The 22,925-nt window shown below is 66.8% G+C and carries 24 protein-coding genes and 1 pseudogene; 13 read left to right on the top strand and 12 right to left on the bottom strand.

The features are described from left to right. Nucleotides 1-41: 41 nt before the first annotated feature. The 7 genes from C6A82_RS13510 (at nt 42) to C6A82_RS13480 (ending at nt 5,002) form a co-directional block, all read left to right on the top strand. Entirely contained in the window at nt 42-1,136 is a 1,095-nt protein-coding gene (locus C6A82_RS13510; protein ID WP_233217058.1) for a cytochrome P450, read from the top strand. Nucleotides 1,137-1,236: 100 nt separating this feature from the next. Further along, nucleotides 1,237-2,442, top strand: coding sequence for an L-2-hydroxyglutarate oxidase (gene lhgO / locus C6A82_RS13505; protein ID WP_105347179.1), 1,206 nt, complete (start codon nt 1,237-1,239; stop codon nt 2,440-2,442). A gap of 18 nt (nt 2,443-2,460) precedes the next feature. Further along, complete coding sequence (locus C6A82_RS13500; protein ID WP_199193882.1) at nt 2,461-2,832, top strand: dihydrodipicolinate synthase family protein; 372 nt, start codon at nt 2,461-2,463, stop codon at nt 2,830-2,832. A gap of 309 nt (nt 2,833-3,141) precedes the next feature. Further along, nucleotides 3,142-3,357 (top strand): hypothetical protein, encoded by a 216-nt coding sequence (locus C6A82_RS13495; RefSeq protein WP_199193883.1) that lies wholly within the window; start codon nt 3,142-3,144, stop codon nt 3,355-3,357. Between the two features lie 12 nt (nt 3,358-3,369). Then, entirely contained in the window at nt 3,370-3,906 is a 537-nt protein-coding gene (locus C6A82_RS13490; RefSeq protein WP_199193884.1) for an SDR family NAD(P)-dependent oxidoreductase, read from the top strand. A gap of 97 nt (nt 3,907-4,003) precedes the next feature. Then, on the top strand, nt 4,004-4,156 hold the full coding sequence (locus C6A82_RS13485) for an SDR family oxidoreductase (protein WP_199193885.1): 153 nt from the start codon (nt 4,004-4,006) through the stop codon (nt 4,154-4,156). Between the two features lie 6 nt (nt 4,157-4,162). Continuing rightward, nucleotides 4,163-5,002: a fumarylacetoacetate hydrolase family protein gene (locus tag C6A82_RS13480; RefSeq protein WP_105347174.1), complete on the top strand. Its 840-nt coding sequence runs from the start codon at nt 4,163-4,165 to the stop codon at nt 5,000-5,002. Between the two features lie 56 nt (nt 5,003-5,058). Here C6A82_RS13480 and pheT read toward each other — a convergent pair whose 3' ends face one another. Genes pheT through C6A82_RS13460 form a run of 4 tightly spaced genes read right to left on the bottom strand, consistent with a single transcriptional unit; the run spans nt 5,059 to nt 9,741 of the window. Continuing rightward, a complete protein-coding gene (pheT, locus tag C6A82_RS13475) occupies nt 5,059-7,545 on the bottom strand; it encodes a phenylalanine--tRNA ligase subunit beta (protein ID WP_311101332.1) in 2,487 nt (828 codons plus the stop codon). Continuing rightward, complete coding sequence (gene pheS, locus C6A82_RS13470) at nt 7,545-8,588, bottom strand: phenylalanine--tRNA ligase subunit alpha (protein ID WP_105342371.1); 1,044 nt, start codon at nt 8,586-8,588, stop codon at nt 7,545-7,547. Before pheS ends, pheT begins: the two co-directional genes overlap by 1 nt. Before the next feature lie 36 nt (nt 8,589-8,624). Further along, a complete protein-coding gene (locus C6A82_RS13465) occupies nt 8,625-8,864 on the bottom strand; it encodes a hypothetical protein (protein WP_105342372.1) in 240 nt (79 codons plus the stop codon). A 10-nt stretch (nt 8,865-8,874) separates the two neighbouring features. Beyond that, nucleotides 8,875-9,741, bottom strand: coding sequence for an adenylate/guanylate cyclase domain-containing protein (locus tag C6A82_RS13460; RefSeq protein WP_105342374.1), 867 nt, complete (start codon nt 9,739-9,741; stop codon nt 8,875-8,877). A 97-nt stretch (nt 9,742-9,838) separates the two neighbouring features. Here C6A82_RS13460 and C6A82_RS13455 point away from each other — a divergent pair, with 97 nt between their 5' ends. Together C6A82_RS13455 and C6A82_RS13450 are read left to right on the top strand one after the other, a co-directional pair. Then, a complete protein-coding gene (locus C6A82_RS13455) occupies nt 9,839-10,870 on the top strand; it encodes an oxygenase MpaB family protein (protein ID WP_233216767.1) in 1,032 nt (343 codons plus the stop codon). A 38-nt stretch (nt 10,871-10,908) separates the two neighbouring features. Next, a complete protein-coding gene (locus C6A82_RS13450) occupies nt 10,909-12,150 on the top strand; it encodes an acyl-CoA dehydrogenase family protein (protein ID WP_105342378.1) in 1,242 nt (413 codons plus the stop codon). Here the strand turns inward: C6A82_RS13450 and C6A82_RS13445 are convergent. The 5 genes from C6A82_RS13445 to infC form a co-directional block, all read right to left on the bottom strand. Beyond that, the gene (locus C6A82_RS13445) at nt 12,147-12,473 is read right to left on the bottom strand and encodes a hypothetical protein (RefSeq protein WP_105342380.1); all 327 of its coding nucleotides are present in this window, start codon (nt 12,471-12,473) and stop codon (nt 12,147-12,149) included. The genes C6A82_RS13450 and C6A82_RS13445 overlap by 4 nt on opposite strands. A 143-nt stretch (nt 12,474-12,616) precedes the next feature. After that, nucleotides 12,617-13,363 carry an RNA methyltransferase gene (locus tag C6A82_RS13440; protein WP_105342382.1) on the bottom strand — a complete coding sequence of 249 codons (747 nt, stop codon included), beginning with the start codon at nt 13,361-13,363 and terminating at the stop codon, nt 12,617-12,619. A gap of 23 nt (nt 13,364-13,386) precedes the next feature. Then, nucleotides 13,387-13,776 carry a 50S ribosomal protein L20 gene (gene rplT / locus C6A82_RS13435; protein ID WP_311101327.1) on the bottom strand — a complete coding sequence of 130 codons (390 nt, stop codon included), beginning with the start codon at nt 13,774-13,776 and terminating at the stop codon, nt 13,387-13,389. A 49-nt stretch (nt 13,777-13,825) separates the two neighbouring features. Further along, on the bottom strand, nt 13,826-14,020 hold the full coding sequence (gene rpmI / locus C6A82_RS13430) for a 50S ribosomal protein L35 (RefSeq protein WP_105341800.1): 195 nt from the start codon (nt 14,018-14,020) through the stop codon (nt 13,826-13,828). Between the two features lie 12 nt (nt 14,021-14,032). After that, nucleotides 14,033-14,647, bottom strand: a complete 615-nt coding sequence (gene infC / locus C6A82_RS13425; RefSeq protein ID WP_199193585.1) for a translation initiation factor IF-3 — start codon at nt 14,645-14,647, stop codon at nt 14,033-14,035. Between the two features lie 220 nt (nt 14,648-14,867). Here infC and C6A82_RS13420 point away from each other — a divergent pair, with 220 nt between their 5' ends. From C6A82_RS13420 to C6A82_RS26980, 3 genes and pseudogenes are all read left to right on the top strand, one after another. Beyond that, nucleotides 14,868-15,203: a DUF1844 domain-containing protein gene (locus C6A82_RS13420; protein ID WP_105341799.1), complete on the top strand. Its 336-nt coding sequence runs from the start codon at nt 14,868-14,870 to the stop codon at nt 15,201-15,203. A gap of 70 nt (nt 15,204-15,273) precedes the next feature. Further along, a complete protein-coding gene (lysX, locus tag C6A82_RS13415; protein ID WP_105341797.1) occupies nt 15,274-18,579 on the top strand; it encodes a bifunctional lysylphosphatidylglycerol synthetase/lysine--tRNA ligase LysX in 3,306 nt (1,101 codons plus the stop codon). Between the two features lie 15 nt (nt 18,580-18,594). Then, nucleotides 18,595-18,747: pseudogene (locus C6A82_RS26980) on the top strand (hypothetical protein); the annotation flags it as partial. A 6-nt stretch (nt 18,748-18,753) separates the two neighbouring features. Here C6A82_RS26980 and C6A82_RS13410 read toward each other — a convergent pair. After that, a complete protein-coding gene (locus C6A82_RS13410; protein WP_105346386.1) occupies nt 18,754-20,124 on the bottom strand; it encodes an adenylate/guanylate cyclase domain-containing protein in 1,371 nt (456 codons plus the stop codon). An 87-nt stretch (nt 20,125-20,211) separates the two neighbouring features. Between C6A82_RS13410 and C6A82_RS13405 the strand changes: the two genes are divergently transcribed. Then, nucleotides 20,212-20,532, top strand: coding sequence for a hypothetical protein (locus C6A82_RS13405; protein WP_199193824.1), 321 nt, complete (start codon nt 20,212-20,214; stop codon nt 20,530-20,532). Here C6A82_RS13405 and C6A82_RS13400 read toward each other — a convergent pair. Together C6A82_RS13400 and C6A82_RS13395 are read right to left on the bottom strand one after the other, a co-directional pair. Next, on the bottom strand, nt 20,529-21,620 hold the full coding sequence (locus C6A82_RS13400) for a hypothetical protein (protein ID WP_105346357.1): 1,092 nt from the start codon (nt 21,618-21,620) through the stop codon (nt 20,529-20,531). The two genes, C6A82_RS13405 and C6A82_RS13400, sit on opposite strands and share 4 nt — an antisense overlap. After that, nucleotides 21,617-22,924: a hypothetical protein gene (locus C6A82_RS13395; RefSeq protein ID WP_105346359.1), complete on the bottom strand. Its 1,308-nt coding sequence runs from the start codon at nt 22,922-22,924 to the stop codon at nt 21,617-21,619. The genes C6A82_RS13400 and C6A82_RS13395 overlap by 4 nt, the downstream gene beginning before the upstream one ends. Nucleotide 22,925 lies beyond the last annotated feature (1 nt).

Genomic DNA, 22,925 nt, shown 5'->3' with positions numbered 1-22,925 from the left:
TCCGCGAGGCGGCCCGTCAGGGCCCCTTAGCCGTGGATGAAATGACCGGCGCCACCATTGTGCTGCGTCAGGACGACTGCGAAAGGCTCGCCCACGATCAGCGACTTTCCGGGATCGGGCTGTCATTGTTCGACATGATGGGCATCGCCGACGGAGCCCTTCGCGACTGGTACGGCGGGTTGATGTTCACGACGGAGGGCGACTACCACCGTCGCATTCGGTCGCTCGTCTCGCGGGCGTTCACGCCGCGGTCCGTCGAGGCGCTTCGGGGCCAGGCCGCACAGATGGCCGCCACCGCGGTCTCTTCCGTCCAGGAAGGCGGCGACCTGGTGGCGGCATGTTCGGCGTTGGCAACCCGGCTGATCTGTCGCCTTCTCGGCGTGCCCGACGAAGATGTCGAGGTTTTCCGGCAGTGGGCCGAGGATCTGAGCCCGGTGTTCTACGTCATGACACCCGACCAGATAGCGGACGCGACGCGCGCAATCACAGAACTACAAACCTATGTCGACGGACTGACGGCTCGACGCGAGGAGAGCCCGGGAAGCGATCTCGTGACCGCCCTGCATGCAGCCGAGACGGACGGTGAGCGCCTGACTCACACCGAAACGGTCAACATGATCGCGAATCTGCTTGTCGCCGGTCATGATACGGCCGGCAGTCAGATTCCGTGCAGCACGTTGGTGGCACTGCAGAACCTCGAACACCTCACGGGAGTGCATTGCGACGACGCTCGGCTGTCAAGTGCGACTGCCGAGACGATGCGCATGGAGCCAAGCATCCCGATAATTCCCCGCACTGCGACGGAACCCATAGGCCTGCACGGCGCCACCATCCCGGCCGGCTCGATGGTGTTTTTGTGCATCGCTGCTGCGTGTCGGGACGAGACAGCGTGGCTCGAACCGAATCGCTTCGATCCCGAGCGCTTCACCAGACCTGAACAAGGGCGGCTGCTGAATTTCGGCGCGGGCACGCATTACTGCCTTGGTACGGCAGTGGCCAAGATCGCGGTGGAAGAATCCTTGCGCGCTGTTCTCGCCGCCGATCCGCCGTTGCGCCTGAGCGAGGATCCGGCCGACATACCATGGCGGCAGGTGCTCGGCCGCAGCCCGGTCCGACTGTTGGTGAGCCCGAACTAGGCTCGGCCGAGCGCGCCGAGGCGTTGCGCGACACAATGGTCTTTGACCCTGCCCCACCCCCATGCTCGGAGACTTGCACGTGCCCGACTCGCCCGCGCCGGTGACAGACCGGGTCGGAGTCGTCGGTGGCGGAATCCTCGGGGCGGCGGTCGCGCGCGAGATTCTTAGCCGCCGCCCCGACGCCGAGGTGACCCTGTTCGAGAAAGAGGATCGCCTCGCGTCGCATCAGACCGGGCGCAACAGCGGCGTGGTGCACGCCGGCCTGTATTACGAGCCGGGCTCCAACAAGGCGGTGCTCTGTCGTCGCGGTGTCGGGCTCCTCGAGCAGTTCTGCGCCGAGCGCGACATCCCGCGGATCGCGTGCGGCAAGGTTCTGGTCGCCCTCGACGACGTCGAACGCGCACGGCTTGACAACATCTTGGAGCGGGCGCTGGCCAACGGCGTACCGGGCGTCCGCATCATCGGACCAGAGGAGTTACACGAGCTGGAGCCGCATGTGCGGGGTGTCGCCGCGCTGCACTCCCCCTCCACCTCGATCGTGAACTTCGCCGAGGTGACGCGGGCGCTCGCCGCCGACGCGGCCGCTGCGGGCGCCAAGGTCCTTCTCGGACACGAGGTCGTTGGGTTGCGCGCATCGAGCACCGAAGTGGTGGTAACGGTCCGCGGCGCAAGCGGTGGCGCCGAAGCGACGTTCGACCGGGTCATCGTCTGCGGTGGCCTGCAGAGCGATCGGCTTGCCGAGCTTGCAGGCGACGACCCCGATCCGGTGATCATGCCCTTCCGCGGCGAGTACTACGCGCTCAAGCCGGAGCGGCGCAACCTGGTCAACGGACTCGTCTATCCGGTGCCCGATGCGCGCTACCCGTTTCTCGGTGTGCACGTCACCCCGCGCGTCGACGGGGAGGTTCTCATCGGACCCAACGCCGTGCTCGCGTTGGCTCGCGAGGGCTACACCTGGGGCACGATCTCGGTTCCGGACATGGCCGAAGTGGCTCGCACACCGGCATTCTGGCGGTTCGCGCGCCGCCATTGGCGGACGGGAATCACCGAGATGCGCGGATCGCTGAGCAAGCGACGGTTCATCGCCGCCGCCCGCGCGTACGTTCCTGAACTCGACGACGACGACGTCGTTCCCGGCGTGGCGGGCATCCGCGCCCAGGCGCTCGATTCCGATGGCGGTCTCGTCGATGACTTCCGGATCAGCATCCGCGACCGTATCGTGCTGCTTCGCAACGCCCCGTCCCCTGCGGCCACGTCTTCGCTCGCCATCGCCGAGCACATCGTCACAACGACGGAAAAGCAATAGAAGAAGGCAGGTAGCTCCGTGACTCGGCCTCTCTCGGAGGGACTTTGGGGCGTCCTCGCCACCCCCTTCGATGACGATCTCGCGGTGGACCTCGAGTCGCTGCGTTCCGAAGTGGCCTCGTTCGCCGCCGACGGTGCGGGCGGCCTCGTTGCGCTCGGCGTCTTCGGTGAGGCCGCGTCGCTGAACCCTGACGAGGCCAACAGCGTCGCGCAGACCGTCGCGTCATCGACCGACCTTCCATTCGTGCTCGGCTTGTCCGAACGTGATCCAGACGCTGTCGTCGGGCAGGCACAGCGACTGCTCGGCGCGGTGTCCCGCCCACCGGTCGCCTTGATGGCGCAGATCGCTGACCCGGATCCGGCGGCCGCGGCCGACTCGCTCGGCGACTGAACGAAGCGACCGGTGTCGGCATCCTCATCCAGGACTACCCGGTCGTGTCGGGCGTCAACGTCAGCGACGATGAGGTCGTCGAGATCGTGGCGGCCTGCCAGTTCGCAGTCGGCGTGAAATCGGAGACGCCACCGACGTCCGTCGCCGTGGCGCACCTGGCGTCGAAGCTCGACGTGCCCGTCTTCGGCGGTCTCGGGGGCGTCGGACTGCTCGACGAGTTGGCTGCCGGATCAGCCGGTGCGATGACGGGTTTCAGCCATCCGGCTGCGCTGGCGGCCGTGCTGCGCGCACATCGCGACGGTGGCTTCGATGCGGCCCGAGACGCGTGGGCGCCGTGGTTACCGCTGGCCAACTTCGAGGGGCAGCTGCGGGGTAGGCCTTTCGATTCGCAAGGAACTGCTTCGACGACGCGGTGTCATCGCCACCGGCCGGGTCCGCCCGCCCGCGCTGAAGCTGCCGGAACAACTGATCCCGCTTTTGGAGAAACATCTTGCGACCCTGCCCGCCATCACCGCCACCCACTGAAGGAGCCGTGCCATGGATCTCGGCATCACCGGACGTACCGCACTCGTACTCGGCGCAGGCGGCGGTCTCGGTAGCGCGATCGCAGTGCGCCTCGCCGAAGAGGGCGCCAACGTCGCGGCGGCAGGACGCACTGCCGACAAAATCGCCGAGACCGTGAAGCGGGTCCAGAGCGCAGGTGCGAAGGCGCTGCCGCTCACCTGGGACCTTGGCGACATCGATTCCATCGACGGGCATGTGTCCAAAATCGAGAACTCCCTTGGGCCGGTGGACATTCTGGTCAACAACACCGGCGGTCCGCCGCCGACGCCTGCCGCGGGTCAGGACGCCGCCACCTGGCGCGCGAGCTTCGAGCAGATGATCCTCTCGGTCATCGTGATCACCGACAGGGTGCTGCCCGGTATGCGCGAGCGCGCCTGGGGCCGCATCCTCACCTCGACGTCGGGTGGCGCGCTCAGCCCCATCCCAACCTCGCGATCTCCAACACCCTGCGCGCCAGCCTGCACACATGGTCGAAGACGCTCGCCGATGAGGTGGGCCGCGACGGTGTGACCGCCAACATCATCGTGCCCGGCCGAATCGCCACCGCCCGCACGCAATTCTCGATGAACGCAGAGCGGATCGGGAAGGTAAGAGCACCGACGACGTGATGGCCGCCAGTGCGGCGACGATGGCGCTCGGTCGCTACGGGCGTCCCGACGAGTACGCCGATGTCGCCGCCTTCCTCTGCAGCGAGCGGGCATCGTACGTGACGGGCTCGGTGATCCGGGTGGACGGCGGACAGCTCAAGAGCGTCGTCTAGGCCGGCATGCGCCTTCGAACGCTCACGGCCGACGGCGCGGCATGTGTCGCACTGCCCGACGGCAGGCTCGCCCGTGTCGATCGCATTCTCGGCGGCGCGCCAAACCATCTTCTCGGCCTGCTGGAGGCGGGGTCGCTGGACCGGCTCGCCGACGCGGTCGCTGCCGGTGTCGCCGACGCTGCCTGCGTGGATCCCGATTCACCTGTCGCCGCGCCGTGGACACGGCCACACAAGATCCTCGGCATCGGCCTGAACTACGGCGCGCACGCAGGAGACCTCGGCGAGCAGGCTCCGCGCACATCGCCCGCCTCGTTCATCAAGGGCGACCACACCATCGTCGGACCGGATGAGCCGACCGTGGTTCCGCAGGGGATCGGTCGCGTCACGGCGGAGACGGAACTGGGCCTCGTCATCGGCCGGACCTGCTATCAGGTCGGAGTCGAAGAAGCGATGTCCTACGTCGCGGGTGTCGTGCCCGTCCTCGACCAGACCGCCGAGGCGATCCTGCTGGAGAACCCGCGCTATCTCACCCGCGTGAAGAACTACCCGACCTTCTTCTCCTTTGGGCCCGATCTGATCACGCTCGACGAGGTGCTTTCGGTAGGACCGCTGCAGGCACTGCGGGTCGCGACCGTGGACAACGGCACGGTGCATCGTGAGGACACCGTCGCGGGCATGACCTTCTCCCCCGCGGAGCTGCTCAGCTTCCACAGTCACGTCATGCCGTTCTATCCCGGCGACATACTGTCCACGGGAACGCCGGGCGCGGTGCCCATTGTGGCGGGCGATATCGTGCGCTGCGAACTGGGCGACGGCTTCGCATCGCTGACCAACCCCGTGCAGTAGCGATTTCGGCGCGTTGGCGTGCGCTGAGCGTCGGTCAGCGCGCCGAAATCGCAATCTCAGCGGCGCTGCTCGGCTCCGACCCGGTGCGCGGCGTTCGCGACCGCGGCGTCACGGGCGGCGCTGGCCTCGTCTTCGGTCAGCGTCCGGTCCGCTGCCCGGAAACGGAGTGCGAAGGCCAGTGACTTGCGGCCCTCGCCGATCTGCGGACCGGTGTACACGTCGAACAGCCGAACGTCTTCCAGCAGCTCCCCCGCGCCTTCGCGCACCGCGTCGACGACGCTCTGCGCGGCCACGTCGTCACCGACGATGAGCGCAATGTCCTGGAACACCGCCGGAAACGGGGACACCGCGGGTGCCGGCAGTGTCTCGGTGAGCGGAATGGCGTCGAGGTTCACCTCGACCGCGCACGTGCCCTTCGGCAGCCCTGACCGTTCGATCACCGCAGGATGCAGTTGGCCCGCATGGCCGACGACTGTGTCGCCGACGAGCACTTCGGCACATCGGCCGGGATGCCAGGGCAGATACTGCGCGGGGCGCAGAGTCAACTCGATGCCCGCAGCGCGGCCGATGATCCGCACGGCCTCGAACGCATCGGTGGCGTGGACGGGGCGGCCTGGCCCCCACGGACCTGCCGGTTCCCGCAGGCCGGTGAGCACGAGGCCGACGTGTTCGGGTTGATTCGGCAGCGACGCGTCGAGGGTCGCGATCTCGGCATCGGTCGGCCTGCGGTCGGTCGGGATCAATTCGACCGCGCGCGTCTGCGAGGTCGGCTCGACCACCTGCTCGATCGCGAACAGTGCCGCGTCGACAGCGCCTCGGGAAACGTTGCGGGACAGCGATTCCAGCAGTCCCGGCAGCAGTGTGGTGGCCAATTCCGGGCGGTCGGCCTCGAGGGGGTTGAGCACGGTGCACGCGGTCCGACGCGGATCGTCGCGCGGCAGTCCCCACTGATCGAATACACCCGCGGGTAGGAACGGCGTCGGGAGGATCTCGACATATCCGTTGAGCGCCAGTGACTTACCGACCGCGCGACGACGCTTCTGCACCGGCGTCAGGCCGCGTCCGGCAGGCGCCTGCGGAAGCACGGAGGGAATGCGTTCAAGGCCCTCCAGCCGCAGCACCTCCTCGACCAGGTCAGCGGGCTGCTTGAGGTCGGGTCGCCAACTCGGCGGTGTGGCGGTGACCAGCGAGCCTTCGACGGCCACCTTCGCGCCGATCTGGGTGAGCCTGCGCTGGGTGGTGCCCTCGGGATAGTCGATCCCTGCGGTGCGGTCGGGCAGATCGGCCGGCATGCCGACCGGAGGGGGTGACCAGTTGGCGCGCGGCGGCTCGCCGCGCCAGTCGGTCAGCTTGGGTTCGGCTGTGCCGCCTGCGATCTCGGCCAGCAGCGCCGAGCATCTGTCCAGGGCGGCGACTGAGACAGCCGGGTCGACGCCACGCTCGTAGCGGCGCGCGGCCTCGCTGGGCAGATGCAGCCGCCGCAGTGTTCGCGACACCGCGGCCGGATCCCAGACGGCGGCCTCGAGAAGCACATCGGTGGTGGTGCCGCGCACCTCGGTGGTGCCCGCGCCCATCACGCCGCCGATGGCAGCGGTGGCGACGTCGTCGACGATGAGGACGTCAGCGCTGTCCAGCTTGCGTTCGATGTCGTCGAGGGTGACCACGGTCTCCCCCGGCTCGGCGAAGCGGACGCGGAAGCCTCTGGTGATCAGGCTGCGGTCATGCGCGTGCATCGGGTGGCCGAGCTCGAGCATCACATAGTTCGTCACGTCGACCGCAGGTGAGATCGCCCGGATCCCGCTGAGCAACAGCCGCCTCTGCAACCACCACGGCGAAACCGCGGCCGGATCGATTCCGGTGACCGGGCGAAGCCCGAAGCGCAGCACGCCGGTTCCTGGGTCGATCGACACCGGCAGTGCCTCGCCGTCGACGGGTAACGGCGCGACGTCGGCGGGATCGACGTAGTCCAGGTCGTAGGCGTTGGCGATCTCGCGGGCCATCCCGCGGACCGAGAGGCAGTAGCCGCGGTCGGGAGTGATCGCGAGGTGGAACACGGTGTCGTCGAGGCCGAGCACGTCGGCGGCGGGCGTGCCCGGCTCGGCCGTGCCAGGCGGCAACACGAGGATGCCGGAATGGTCGGTGCCGAGGTTCAGCTCGGCCGTCGAGCAGATCATGCCGTCGGACGCGCGGCCGTACGTCTTTCGCGCGGTGATGGTGAAGTCGCCGGGCAGCGTGGTGCCGGGCAGAGCCACGACGACCAGATCACCGACAGCGAAATTGGTTGCACCGCAAACGATGTCGCGAGGCTGCGCCTCGCCGACGGCAACTTTGGCCGCACGTATCGGCTTCTTGAACTCGGTGAGCTCATCGATCTCGAGCACACGGCCGACCGTCAGCGGGCCGCTGACGGGACCGACCGGAATGATGTCTTCGACCTCGTGGCCGATGCGGATCAGCGTCTGCTCGAGTTCGTCAGCGGGAACGTCCCAGCCGGGAGCGCCAGCCTGGACGACGGCCCGCAGCCAGCTGTAGGGAAGTCGCATCAGGCGCCAACCCCGAACGGCAGGGAGAACCGGACGTCACCCTCGACCATGTCGCGCATATCGGGGATGCCGTTGCGGAATTGCAGCGTGCGCTCCAACCCCATCCCGAACGCGAAGCCCGAATACACCTCTGGGTCGATACCACAGGCGCGCAACACATTCGGGTTGACCATGCCGCAGCCGCCCCACTCGACGTAGCCTGGGCCGCCCTTCTTGTTCTCGAACCAGACGTCGACTTCTGCGGACGGCTCGGTGAACGGGAAGAAGTGCGGCCGGAAGCGGGTGCGGCCCAGCGGTCCGAACTCAGACCGGGCGAAGGCGTCCAGCGTGCCGCGCAGATGGGCCATGGTCAGCCCCTTGTCGACGGCGAGGCCCTCGACCTGGTGAAAGACCGGAGTGTGGGTGGCGTCCAACTCGTCGGTGCGGAACGTGCGGCCGATCGAGATGATGTACACGGGCAGCTCGCGTTCGAGCAGGGCGCGGATCTGCACCGGTGAGGTGTGCGTGCGCAGCACCTGGCGCGAGCCGTCCGGTGCGACGTAGAAGGTGTCCTGCTCGCTGCGGGCCGGATGGTCCGGCGGGAAGTTGAGCGCGTCGAAGTTGAACTGCTCGGTCTCGACCTCGGGCCCTTCGGCCAGCTCCCAGCCCATCGCGACGAACGTGTCGGCGATGTGCTCGGCGAGGATCGTGATCGGATGACGGGCGCCGATCGGTTGGCGTGTCGACGGCAGCGTCACGTCGATGCTCTCGGCGACCAGCACCGCGGCGTCCCGCTCGGCTCGCAGCACCTCCAGGCGCTCGTCGTAGCTGCGCTGCGCCTGTGCCCGCACGACGTTCACCCGCTTGCCTGCGTCGGCGCGGTCGGCTTTGGGCAGCGAACCCAGCGCCTGGCGGGCGAGCGCAAGCGGCGATCGGTCGCCCAGATGTTCGGTCTTTGCCCGCGCGAGGGCGTCGAGGTCGCCGGCTTGGTCAAAGGCATGGCGGGCCGCACCGACCAGCTTGGCCAGTGCTTCCTCCGACAGGTCTATGGGCTGATCAGCCACCCGGCGATCATAGGTGATCCCCAGATGAGAGCGGCGTCACGCGACACCGGGTGACAGCGCGCAGGCCGCCCCGACCGGTTGCGGCGCATTCGCGCGAGTCCGTCGCCGTCCGACCGCGAGCTCGGCGAAAACGGCGCCGGACGCACCGACGAACCCGGCGACGATCAGCGCCGAGCCGCCATCGGCCATCAGCGCGGTCGTGACAGCGGTCAGGGTCGCCGCGTAAGCAACGGTGACGCGGATCCGGGCCAGCGCCCGCAGCACACGAAACAACATCTCCCGACCACTATGCGTTGGTGAGGTCGCCGTTCTCCTCGTCGTCGCCTGGCAACTCTCTGCGAGTTTTGACGCGGTACATGGCCAGATCCGTAGGCACGCCGTCCTGTCTGGGTGAGAAGACCTGCTTGCGTATGCGCTTGGCGGACAGGCCGAGCGCCTCGAAATCCTCGGCGGGAATGCGGTCCATCGTCGCCTGCGACACGATCAGGCCACCGCGTGCGGCGCGTTCCATCACCCGGGCGGCGATGTTGACGTCGACGCCGAGCCAGTCCGAGCCGATGCGCTGCGGCCTGCCGGTGTGCACTCCGGCGCGCATCCGTGGCGTGTAGCCCTCCACCTCAACATCTCTCACGGCATCGAGGCTGTTGCGAACCGCGCGGACGGCGGTGGCGGGGTCGGCGAACACCGCCATGGTGCCGTCGCCCATTCTCTTGACGATGTGCCCGCCGGCTTCCAGCAGAGGCGGTTCCACGACCTGCGCGACCCGGCGCAGCAGCTTCAGCGTGGCATCGTCGCCCGCCTTCAACGCCCAGGCCGAGAACCCGACGAGATCGGTGAAGGCCAGCGTCACCTCACGGTTGGCGGGCTTGCCTGAAACCCGTTCTGTCAGTGCCTGCCAGACCTGCAGTCCGGCCAGGCTCACCTCCCGCGATGCGACGTCGCGTTCGAGTAGCCGGTCAGCGGCGCGGGCGGCGGCGCTCGGCCCGCCAACACCTGCGGCGGACAACGGATCGCCGAAATCGGGGTCCCCTGGCAGGGAACGACGTGCACGCCGCAGGAACCCGACGATGCCAGGGTTGTGGTTGGTGTTCCGCAGCCATCCCCGCGGTCCCGATGACGTGCCGGACCGTTCTTCGAACGATTCGACATTCATTGCGCAAGGTTAAATGCCGCACTTTCGGCGGGCAAACACGCTCGCGACGCGCCCCGAAATCGTGGACAACGTGCGTTGTCAAGCTTATCTTGAATTTGTGACGGCCAGTTCGACGACGAGGCGTTCCCACCCGGCCGACCCGCTCGGACCGGACTCCTTGACCTGGAAATACTTCGGGGACCTTCGCACCGGAATGATGGGCGTCTGGATCGGGGCGCTGCAGAACATGTATCCAGAACTCGGCGCAGCGGTCGAGGAACACTCGATCCTGCTGCGCGAGCCGTTGCAGCGCGTGGCGCGCTCGGTGTACCCGATCATGGGCGTTGTCTACGACGGCGAACGGGCGGCCAGGACGGGTCAACAGGTCAAGGGCTTCCATTCGACCATCAAGGGCGTCGACTCCGAAGGGCGGCGCTACCACGCCCTCAACCCCGAAACGTTCTATTGGGCGCACGCCACCTTCTTCATGCTGGTCATCAAGACCGCCGAGTACTTCTGCGGCGGCCTCACCGAGGCCGACAAGCGGCAACTCTTCGATGAGCACGTGCAGTGGTACGCCCAGTACGGCATGAGCATGCGACCAGTGCCCAAGTCGTGGGAGGAGTTCTGCGAGTACTGGGACCGGGTGTGCAGCGACGAACTGGAGATCAACCGCGCCACCCTCGACATCTTCTCGATCAAGATCCCCAAGCCGTGGTTCGTGCTGATGCCGACCCCGGTGTGGGACCAGATCTTCAAGCCGATGGTGGCCGGCCAGCGCTGGATCGCTGCGGGCTTGTTCGACCCGGTGGTGCGCGAGAAGGCAGGCATGCGGTGGACCCCGGGCGACGAGGTGCTTCTGCGGCTGTTCGGGAAGCTGGTCGAGATGGCGTTCGTCGTCGTGCCCGACGAGATCCGACTGCACCCACGTGCTCTGGCCGCCTACCGGCGCGCGTCTGGCCGGATACCCGACGACGCGCCGTTGGTGGAGGCACCCGCATTCATGGCGCCGCCCCGCGACCGAAGGGACCTGCCGATGCACTACGTCCCGCGCCGCAAGAGCCTGCTCGATCGCGCCGGCTCGCTGGTGCACACCACGTTCTCGCTTGCAGGGCTACGCCCCGCACGTGGCCGTAGCACGGCGGCCTGAAATTCGTATGCTCCTCGCGTCCGCATAGGCTCGGTCGCATGCTGGAGTGGTCTGACGTAGACATCGCCGTGCGCGACGCAGTGCGCGAGTTCATCGACAAAGAGGTTCGGCCCCATGTCGACGCGCTGGAAAGCGGTGAGATGGAGCCCTACCCCATCATCCGCAAGCTGTTCGCCACCTTCGGGATCGATGCGCTGGCGAAGGAATCGTTGGAGAAGCGACTGGCCCGGATGCGCGAGGGCACCGAAAAATCCAGCGGCGGCGGGTCGGGCGGAATGTTCGGCGGCGACGGCGGCTCGGCGGGCATGGGCTTCGTCGTCGTCAGCGAACTGTGCCGGGTCTGCATGGGTGTGGTGACCGGCATGGGCGTCAGCCTCGGTCTGACGGTGCCGACCATCGCGGGCCGCGGCACGCTCGCGCAGCAGGAACGGTGGCTGCCGGGCCTGGTCACCTACGAGAAGGTCGGCGCATGGGCGATCACCGAGCCCGACTCCGGCTCGGACGCCTTCGGCGGCATGAAGTCGTATGTGACCCGCGACGGCGCGGATTACATCCTCAACGGGCAGAAGACATTCATCACCAACGGGCCCGACGCCGACGTGGTCGTGGTGTACGCCAAGCTCGACGAGGGCGACGGAGCTGACAAGCGCGACCGCAAGGTCTTGACGTTCGTACTCGATCGCGGGATGGAGGGCTTCGTCCAGTCGAAGCCCTTCCGCAAGATGGGTATTCACAGTTCACGCACCGGAGAGCTGTTCTTCAACAACGTCCGTCTCGGCCGGGACCGGCTGCTGGGCGAGACCGAGGACAACTCCGCCGGCGACGGCCGGGCCAGCGCGCGGTCGAACTTCTCCGCCGAGCGGATCGGCGTCGCCGCAATGGCTCTCGGCGTCATCGAAGAGTGTTTGCGGCTATGCGTGGACTACGCCAAGAGCCGCACCTTGTGGGGCCAGGAGATCGGCCAGTTCCAGTTGATCCAACTCAAGCTCGCCAATATGGAAGTGGCCCGAATGAACGTCCGCAACATGCTCTTCCGGGTCATCGAAGCCGCACAGACCGGAGCGGAGATCTCACTGCCTGAGGCATCGGCGATCAAGTGGTACTGCTCGCAGGCGGCGACCGATGTCGCGATGGACGCGGTGCAGCTGTTCGGCGGCAACGGCTACATGACGGAGTACCGCGTCGAGCAGCTGGCCCGCGACGCCAAATCGCTGATGATTTACGCGGGGAGCAACGAAGTACAGATCACGCATGTGGCGCGGGGCCTGCTCAGCGACTAAGCGGTCAGGCCCGCATCACGGCGGCGCGACAGCGCAGCGACTTCGTCGTGCAGTGTCCGCACCCGCGCAATGATCCGGTGTCGGGTCGCCCGCGACATCGTTCCAGGGCGGTAATTCCCGCGGCTGATCCGGATTGCGCGTGCGCGCGCCGTCTCCCAACGCAGTGCGTCCGAAACGGCCTTCGAAGGCCGTCCGATCGGCCGGAAGCCGTGATAAGCCAACGCGTCGACCAGTTCCTCGACCGTCGCGGGTCCATGGTCGAACAGATACGCGGTAAGCAGGTAACGAAGGTCGGTGCCGCTCACCGTCAGCAGTTGGCTCACCGTCAGACCATGACACGCCGGTCTGACATCGAGCGGCTGTCGCTCCGTTGTCGCTCAAGAGTCGCTGGGCGACGGCGACTGTGCGGCTGCGGACGCGTTCGCGGCGGGTCGCGGGCGAAACCGCACACTCGACGACTCAGCGATTAGTTGAGGCGGTGTGCTCGCGCGCTCTGGTACAGGCAGATGGCCGCGGCCGCCGCCACGTTGAGGCTCTCGGCGCCGCCCGCCATCGGGATCCGGACGCGTGCGGCCGCCATCGCCGCCAAGTCCGCGGGCAGGCCGTGGGCTTCGGGGCCGAACAACCATGCCGTCGGCCCTGTCAGGTCGGCGTCGTCCAGGCTCGTGTCGCCGTCGAGGCTGGTCGCCAGAACGCGCAGTCCGGCGTCACAGAGCGCGGAAACCGCTCCCCCGGCGTCGGTTTCGGTCACCACAGGGATTGCGAAGATGCTGCCCGCCGAGGCGCGCAGGCACTTTCCGTTGTAGGGGTCGACGCTGTGGCCCGCGAGTACGACGGCGTCGGCGCCCATCGCGTCGGCGATTCGAATCACGGTGCCCGCATTGCCGGGCTCCGAGATGTCGGCCGCAACGGCGATCAGATCGGGTGAAGCGCCAAGCACATCGGAGAGGCTTGTCGCGGGCACTTCACATACCGCAACCAGGCCCACCGGAGTCACCGTGTCCGAGAGAGCTTTTGCGGCGCGGTCGGTGACGAGGTGCACCGGCGCATCACCGAGCATCGGCGCGAATCGGGTCAACGCGGCCTCGGTGACGAAGATTTCGATGACGAGCCCACGCCGCAACGCGGCCTCGACGAGGTTGGGCCCCTCGGTGAGGAAGCGTGCGGCGCGGCGACGACCGGTGTGGCGGTGCAGCTTGATCGCTGCCGCCACCCGGTCGGAGCGCTCGGTGAGTGTCAGGCAGCCTCGCCGGACGGGGCGTTCACATCCTCGGGCAGCGCGCCCGTGGCGACGTCCACCAGCGCGGTGAACGCGGTCGGATCGCTGACGGCGAGCTCGGCGAGGATCTTGCGATCCACCTCGACGCCCGCGGCCTTCAGGCCCTGGATCAGCCGGTTGTAGGTGATGTCGTTGGCGCGGGCCGCGGCGTTGATCCGGGAGATCCACAGCTTGCGGAACTCGCCCTTACGGGCACGGCGGTCACGGTACGCATAGTTCAGAGAATGCAGCTGCTGCTCTTTGGCTTTGCGATACAGCCGGGACCGCTGCCCGCGGTAGCCCTTCGAGGCCTTGAGTACTGTCCGCCGCTTCTTCTGGGCGTTGACTGCGCGCTTCACGCGTGCCATGGGGGTGTTCCTTGTCGTTGAGGTCTAACAGGTCAGTGGGGCGCGAAAGCTAGCCGTTGAGCAGCTTGTTGACGCGCTTCTTGTCGTTGGCCGACACCTCGGTGCGCCCCTCGAGGCGGCGGGTGCGCTTGCTCGACTTGTACTCGAGCAGGTGCCTACGGTTGGCCTTCTCGCGGACGATCTTTCCGGTGCCGGTGCGCCGGAACCGCTTTGACGCTCCGCTGTGGGTCTTCGCCTTGGGCATGTGTCCTCAGTTCTATGTTGTTTCGGTCGGTGTCGCTGGGGGCTCGGCCGGCGCAGCGCCGGCGCGCTGGGCGGCGGGTGCATCGGCGTCGTGCGCCGCCTTGGCGCGAGTCTTCGCGCCGCGATGCGGGGCCAGCACCATCGTCATATTGCGCCCGTCCTGCTTGGCCGACGTCTCGACGAAACCGTAATCGGCGACGTCGGCGCCCAGCCGCTGCAGGAGTCGGTAGCCGAGCTCGGGTCTCGACTGCTCGCGTCCGCGGAACATGATCGTCACCTTGACCTTCGACCCGGCTTCCAGGAAGCGGATGACGTGACCCTTCTTGGTCTCGTAATCGTGGGGGTCGATCTTGGGACGCAGCTTCTGTTCCTTGACGACGGTCTGCTGCTGGTTCTTGCGAGACTCGCGTGCCTTCTGAGCCGCCTCGTATTTGTACTTGCCGTAGTCCATGATCTTGCAAACCGGCGGTTTGGCGTCTGGGGCTACTTCTACGAGATCGAGATCGGCATCGACGGCGACGCGGAGAGCGTCTTCGATACGCACGATTCCTACCTGCTCGCCACCCGGTCCGATGAGGCGGACTTCAGGTACTCGAATGCGTTCGTTGACACGGGTCTCAGTGCTGATGGGGCCTCCTATGTTGTCCTCTTCGAGGAAACCCAGCTCCTTCAGCACTGCCGTCAAAACGACAGAAGCCCTGCTCGAAGCAGGGCCCAAAGCCGACCAGGACAGGCACTAGGTGCCTGTGACCGGACCACTGCACCGATATGGTCAGTGGTGGGAGTTGGGACTCCACTTGCTGTCCCTGACATGTGCCGGGACGGTCGCGCGTGCCAGTCTAGCAGGCATGACCGAGGTTCCTGACATTCGCGAGCTGGCCGACATTCCCGCCGTCGAGGTGATCACAAGGGCGGCGGTGATGTTGATGAGCGCCGCGGCGGAGAAACTCGGCCTCTCGTCGGAGGACCCCGATGACAGCCCCAAGCGCGACCTCGACGAGGCGCGCAGGCTGATCACCGCACTGGCCGGCCTGGTCTCGGCATCGGCGGAGTACCTCGGCCCGCATGCAGGCCCGGTGCGCGACGGATTGAAGAGCCTGCAACTGGCATTCCGCGAGTCCAGCGCCGCTCCCGACGACCCCGGCCAGGGTCCCGGCGAGAAATACACCGGCCCGGTCTGGTAACGCCTGCTTCTGATGCCTCCCGCGTCGCGTCACACCCATTTCTGCGGATGAGCGAATATCCTCGCGGCCTATGACCCTCACTAGCCCGCCGCTGGTCCGACCCAGATCCCACTATTCCTGGGTGCCGGCGGCCGCAGGCTGGACGGTCGGCGTCATCGCCACGCTGTCACTTCTGGCGAGCGTCTCACCGGGCATCCGATGGCTCATCAAGGAACCTCGCGAGTTCGTCAACGACTACATCTTCAACTTCCCCGACACGAGTTTCGCGTGGGCCTTCGTGCTGGCGCTGCTGGCCGCTGCGCTGGCGGCCCGCAAACGCCTCGCCTGGTTGATCCTCGTCCTCTACATGGCCGCGTCGATCGTCTGGAACGTCTACGACATCGTCGCAAGGGGCGAGACGTGGATGCAGGAGACCGGCGAGATGATCGGCCTCGCCTTCCATATCGCGGCGGTCGTCTTCCTGATCCTAGCCCGCAAGGAGTTCTGGGCGAAGGTGCGCCGCGGTGCGCTGTTCAAGGCGGCGCTCACGCTGATCGCCGGGCTGGCGATCGGAATTTTGGTGGGCTGGGGTCTGCTCGAACTCTTTCCCGGCTCGCTGGAGCGCGACTACCGGCTGGCCTACGCCGTCAACCGCGTCGCAGCCTTCGCAGGCGTCGACTCCAACGCCTTCGACGGCCAGCACCCGCACGTGCTCGTCAACGCAGTTCTCGGCTTGTTCGGCGCTCTGGCGCTGATGGCCGCCGCGATCGTGCTGTTCCGGTCGCAGCGCTCCGAGAATGCACTCACCGGCGAGGACGAATCGGCGATCCGCGGGCTGCTCAAGCTGTACGGGAAGAACGACTCGCTCGGCTACTTCGCGACGAGACGGGACAAGGCTGCGGTGTTCGCGCCGAACGGACGAGCGGCGATCACCTACCGCGTCGAGGTCGGAGTATGCCTCGCCAGCGGCGACCCGGTCGGCGATCCGAAGTCGTGGCCGCAGGCGATCGAGGCGTGGCTGCGACTGTGCCAGGAGTACGGCTGGGCGCCGGGCGTGATGGGCGCCAGCTCGGCTGCGGCGCAATCGTTTCGCGAAGCAGGACTCAACGCGCTGCAACTCGGCGACGAGGCGATCCTGCACCCCGACGGTTTCCGGCTGTCGGGCCCCGACATGCGCGCGGTCCGCCAGGCCGTGACTCGCGCGCGCCGTGGCGGGCTCACGGTGCGAATGCGGCGACACCGCGACATCTCCCCCGACGAGATGGCCGCCGTCGTGAAACGGGCCGACGCCTGGCGCGACACCGAGAGCGAGCGCGGCTTCTCGATGGCGCTGGGCAGGCTCGGCGATCCGGCCGACGGCGACTGCCTGCTGATCGAGGCGCTGCAGCACGAGACCGTTGTCGCGATGCTGTCGCTGGTGCCGTGGGGCAACAACGGTGTCTCGCTCGACTTGATGCGACGGTCACCGCAATCACCAAACGGCACAATCGAATTCATGGTCACCGAGCTGCTGCAGCAGGCAGAGGGCATCGGCGTCAGCCGGGTCTCGCTCAACTTCGCGATGTTCCGGTCGGCGTTCGAGCACGGCGCGCAGCTCGGCGCAGGTCCGGTCGCGCGGCTGTGGCGGGGGCTGCTGGTTTTCTTCTCCCGCTGGTGGCAGCTGGAGACGCTGTACCGCTCGAACATGAAGTACAAGCCCGAATGGGTGCCGCGCTACGCCTGCTATGAGGACGCCCGGCTGGTCCCGCGGGTCGGCGTCGCATCGGTGATCGCAGAAGGCTTTCTGGTTCTTCCGTTTTCACGCCGCAACGAACAACACACCGGACAGCACATTGCCGCTCCGCAGCGCCTCGTCGCCACGGGTCTGCTGCATCACGACGGCAGCGCGCCCGACCTGGCCGGACTGCGGGCCGACCTGCCGGAGAACGGCGACGCGCCCCGGCTGCCCGAACAGGTGCGCGTCCGGATGGCCAAGCTCAAGGATTTGCAAGCCAGTGGCGTGGACGCCTATCCCGTCGGACAGGCACCGAGTCACACGGTCGACCAGGCGATCGAGACCGCCGACGGCACCGGGTTGACCGTGGCGGGCCGGGTGCTCCGAATTCGCGACTACGGCGGTGTGCTGTTCGCGCAGCTGCGCGACTGGTCAGGTGAAGTTCAACTGCTGCTTGACAACTCGGAACTGAATAGCGGGACCACCGCGGACTTCACCGGTGCGATCGACCTCGGCGACCTTATCGAGGTGACCGGCGCGATGGGCAACAGCCGGTCGGGCATCCGGTCGTTGATCGTTGGCAGCTGGCGGCTGATCGGCAAGTGCCTGCGCCCACTCCCCGACAAGTGGAAGGGCCTGACCGACCAGGAAGCCCGGGTACGCGCCCGCTACGTCGACCTGGCGATCAACAGCGAAGCCCGTGAACTCATCCGAGCGCGCAGCGGCGTGCTGCACGCCATCCGCGAAACATTGGTCGGAAAGGGGTTTCTCGAGGTCGAGACCCCGATACTGCAGCAGATTCACGGTGGCGCCAACGCACGCCCGTTCCTCACCCACATCAACGCCTACGATCTCGATCTCTATCTGCGCATCGCACCGGAGCTGTACCTCAAGCGGTTGTGCGTCGGCGGCGTCGAAAGAGTCTTCGAACTCGGCCGCGCGTTCCGCAACGAAGGCGTTGACTTCAGCCACAATCCCGAATTCACGCTGCTGGAGGCGTATCAGGCACACGCCGACTACAACGTGTGGATCGACGGCTGCCGTGAACTGATCCAGAACGCCGCGCTCGCCGCCAACGGTGAACACGTTTTTCTGAGGCCCGGCGACGACGGCACGCTCGAAAAGATTGACATTTCCGGTCAATGGACGGTCAAGACGGTGCACGGCGCCGTGTCCGAGGCGCTCGGCGAGGAGATCGGGCCGGAAACCGACCTGATTACCTTGCGCAGGCTGTGCGACGCCGCCGACATCCCGTACCTCAACCACTGGGACGCCGGCGCGGTCGTCCTCGAGCTCTATGAGCGCCTGGTCGAGGACCGAACCGAGGAGCCGACGTTCTACAAGGACTTCCCGACGTCGGTGTCGCCGCTGACCCGGCCGCACCGCAGCATTCCCGGGGTCGCCGAGCGCTGGGATCTCGTGGCGTGGGGAGTCGAGCTGGGCACCGCCTACAGCGAACTCACCGACCCGGTCGAACAGCGCAGGCGCCTGCAGGAGCAGTCGCTGCTTGCGGCGGGCGGCGATCCGGAGGCGATGGAGCTCGACGAGGATTTCCTGCAGGCCATGGAGTATGCGATGCCGCCGACCGGCGGACTGGGCATGGGTGTGGACCGGGTGGTCATGTTGATCACCGGCCGCAGCATCCGTGAGACGCTGCCTTTTCCACTGGCCAAACCCCGGTAGTAGCCGACTCACAGTCGGCCGGGCAGACACGACTGGCCGTTCGCCTCGCACGCATTCGCCGCCGCCCTGCCCAGGCTGGCCGGCCAGATCGGAACACCCGATGTGCCGCCCACCCCGCTCCCGCCCACGCCGGTCAGCCCCCTCGTTCGAACAGACAGCCGCGAGTAGGTGGCGCTAGTACTGTTCCGCCGCGGCAAGCGCGTTCTCAACCGGATCGTGGTAACCGGTCGGTTCGTGCAACTGCCATACCCCGGGGACGCCCTTCAAGTTGTGTGCGCCCCGATCCTCGAAGGTGATTCCGGAGCCGTAGACCAGGTCTTTCACGGTGTTCGACACGAGCACTTCCTTTGCACAGGCCTTTGCTGCGATCCGGGCCGCGATGTGAACCGCAATACCGCCGATGTCATCGCCTCGACGTATGCACTCACCTGTGTGCAGACCGCCACGAATATCGAGACCGATCTGTGGCATGCGCTCGGAGAGTGCCGTCGCGCAGAGGACAGCTCTGGTTGGACCGTCGAAGGTCGCAAGCAGACCATCGCCTGTCTGCTTGACGAAACGGCCCTGATAGGAAGCGATTTCGACGCGTGCTATCTCGTCATGGCGTTGAAGTAGTTCGCGCCAGCGGTGATCACCTAGCTCGGCCGCGCGTCGGGTGGATTCGACGATGTCGGTGAACAGCACCGTGGCCAGTACCCGATCCGGCAGATGTTGGTGACGCTGGCCGGTGAGAAACTCCTCGATTTCGCCGGTGATCGACTTGTAGTCGCCATACCACGGAATGTGGTCGATCCCCTCAAGCTCGACCAGGCGAGCCCCTGAGATCCTCGCGGCCAACGCCCGCCCGAGTTCGACGGGAATCATGTCGTCTTTGCGATGTAGAACCAGAGTCGGAACTCGCACGTTGGCATATACATCCGCCATGTCGAGCTGGCGCAGGACCGCCTGCCAGGTGATCAGTGCCATCTTGGGGCTCATCGCGGCACGCTCGAAAGCCGCCATCCTCCGACGCTCCTCGGCGTCGCCCTTCTTGCTGGGCGCCGCCCAATCAATCGTCAGGCCCTCGCCCCAGTGTTCGACTGTCGATCGAAGTTTGGCGATCAATTCGAAAGCCCGCACTTGTGTCGACATGTCCAGATTGTCCGGGGTTCCGCCAGCACCGGTTCCATAAAGGACAAGGGCGCTGACTCGCTCAGGAAAGGACGCGGTGAACAACGTGCTGATGAGGCCGCCCTCGGAAAACCCGAACAGGGCCGGTCGTTCGCAGCCGGCCGCGTCGATCACTGCGCGCAAGTCGTCGGCCCGGTTCTCCACCGTCGGTACACCGTCAACGGGATCCGACAGACCGGTACCGGGCTTGTCGTAGACAACCACACGAGCGAACGAAGCGAGTTCCTCGATGAACCCTCGCCACGATGCGTCGTCCCATTGCTTGTCGATATGGGATATCCAGCCGGGCACGATCACAAGGTCGATGGGTTCATCTCCGATGACCTGGTAGGCGATCTTGCCTGTGGGGCCTGTTGCGTAGTGCGTATCCGGCATCCGCGCCATGACCGCAGTGTCCCACCGCCGGATCCGACCAGCGGTGGTTCCGACAAAGCTGAACCACATTCCGAGTACTGTGACTTCATGTCCGGCGATCCGACCGCTGACGAGCCAACGCCCGAGCCGGAAGAAGCCACCTCCGAAGCGCTCGAGCCTCCACCACCCGCCCCGCCGCCCGCGGAGGCCGCCGATACCGGGTACACGCCTGACGGGATTCCGACCTTCGAATCGGTCCGCGAGAAGATCGAGACGCGGTACGGAACTGCGATCGGCGCGACCGAACTCGCTGCCGAAACTCCAGAGGGCCGCTCAGTGGAAGAGCAGTACGAGGAGCGTCAACGCGCGGCAGCGGAACGGCTGGAACAGATCCGCAAATCGATGCGCTCAGACGACGAGAAGTCCTAATAATCCGATTCGGCGGCCAGTATCTCGGCGAGAAAGGCATCGCCGGCAGGAGCAGCCAAGCGGACCCGCGCGAAGTCGCGAACCCGGCCGCGCGTCTGCGCCGATTCATCGACGTCGACACCGACCGTCAGCCTGGGAAACTGCCAATCGTGGTTCCAGGCCGCTGATTCCGTCACCGGTTGCTGCTGCGCGTCGAGCAGCGGGAAGCGGGCGTGCCCGCGGTAATCGAGGACACCCTCGCCGCGCAGATCGCCTGCTCGCAGCCGCGCGGCGATACCCGCGGGTGAGCCGGACCCCAACAACTCCACCGCGACAACGGCATCGACACCGGGTGCCGCCGCCTCGACGTGCCAGTCGACCGTGTTCTCCGCGGCGTCGAATATCGCAGGCGGAACGCCCGCCCACGCCACCGAGGTGGTCCCTCGCGCAATGGCTTCGGTGGCTCGCCGATCCCGATCGGCGCCCGCCGCGAGGGCGTAATCGTCGCGCTGCGGTGCAGTGGCGACCGGCTCGGCGAGGACGATGCCGACGTCGTCGGTCAGCTCGCTCGCGGAACGCACCAAGTCGACGACGCGCGGATCCCCCACCCTGACAAGTTCATTCAAGGCTGCCGAATGGCCAGCGAGAAGCCCAGCCATGTCCGAGTCGAAGGTGTCATCGCCGAAGAAGTCCTGCGCACCCGATGTCAGGAGCGCGATCTCGGCGTCGAGCAGGGCGCCGTTGAGGGCAGCGATACCGTCGCGATGGCTGGCAGGCCACCAGCGCCGCATCCAGTGACCGAGTGCCAACCGCCGCAGCTGGTCCACCGATCCGGGCAGCACGGCGACGCCGTTCACGTCGATCGTCTGGGCATTGTCGGGTAGGCGTCCGTTCATCGCTGCCGCGACCGCGCTGTGGCCGGATTCGCCGAGCAGGCGCCACAGCCAGTCGGCGCGGGACACGTCAGTGAACGTGATGGTCGGAGCAACCGCAGCGTCGTCGATCGTCCACGACAGCACGGCGCCGCTGACTTCCAGCACCGCGACAAGCGGAGTCGGTGTCGACTGCGGGCCGGTGCTCCACAAACCGGATTCGGCGACGAGTTTCATCCGGCCTCCTGCAACATCGCCTTGATCCGCTGACGGTGGTCGAGGCTCACCGATCGTGCAACCCCCTCGAGCAGCGACCGAACGTCGTCGACGTCGGCGCACGGCTCCTGCCAGACGTCGCGGCCGTGCAGTCGGGCCCACAACCGACTCAGATACGGACGCGCGAACTCGGAGAGATCGTCGTTCACCTGCTGTTGGCGGGGGTGAATCGGGCCGCCCTCCACCAGATACCGGCGCGCATGCATGACGTAGGCCTCTTTGCGCAGCCGCGCCTGAATCAGGCAGGACAGCTGATAGCGCGGCACCGCGTCGGTCAGTGGCGCGAGATCGACCGCGATCTCGATTCCGGCTATCAGCGTGGCCTGATTGTCCTCGGCAAGCAGCCCCCATGGCGCGCAGGACCTGTCGACCTCTTCCGCGCACAGCAGTGGGACGTCAGGCAATTCATCGCGATCGAGGGCGCGCCGCAGCGTGCCACGAACGCGGTCGACGACCGAACGATTCAGCGGCCGGTCAGAGGCTGATCCACCTACGACCGCCGGAGGTTGTTGCGGCTCAACCGAACTCAACCCAAGCGATACGATCGACCACGGTAGGTCTGCTTTCGCATCATGAGCCTTTGCGCCGAGGTTGTACGGCGTTGCGTCGGCGATCAGCGCCGACCACACCCGTTGCCGTGCCACTTTCTCGGAATGGCCCTGCGCCGACCCCAGCACCGTGGACAGCCCCGCGAGGAACGGGCCGGTGATCTCGCCGCCTGCCCGCACGTCTCGCCAGCTGTGTCGAAGCTGCTCTGACAGTTTCGCGACGACCTGCTCGTCTGCGACGAAGCGGTTGAGCACCTCGACACCGGTGCGATCACGGTCGGCGTGAATGTCACGCAGCACCGCTGCCGCTTCGTCATCGGCGCCTGACGGCGACCCTTTGGTAACGGCGAGTTCGAAGCAGACGGGAAAGTACAGTTCCTGCGCGTTGCCAGCCGTGATGCGCAGCCTGCGGCGTTCACGCTTGAGCACCTCGAACCACGCTGCTGCGTCCCGCAGCGCGGCCGCGTTGCCGACGATCAGTTCGTGCATCGCCGATGCCACGACGGCGTCGACGAACGGCGCCGAGTACTGCGTATTCGAGCGCAACCGCAGCACAAGGGGGTCGATGATCCGCTTGACGCTCCTGCGCAACGGACCGCCGTCGTCACCGCTGAGCACCTCGACGCCCTGGCCGATCGCCCGCCAGGCTGCGTCGATCACGGCTTGACGCGGCCGCGCCACCGCGATCGCCGTGCCTGCTGCAGCACCCGTGGTCATT

Source organism: Mycobacterium sp. ITM-2016-00318, from assembly GCF_002968285.2.
Classification (GTDB): domain Bacteria; phylum Actinomycetota; class Actinomycetes; order Mycobacteriales; family Mycobacteriaceae; genus Mycobacterium.
The sequence above is the reverse complement of the archived record's forward strand: the minus strand, read 5'-3'. Positions and strand labels throughout refer to the sequence as shown.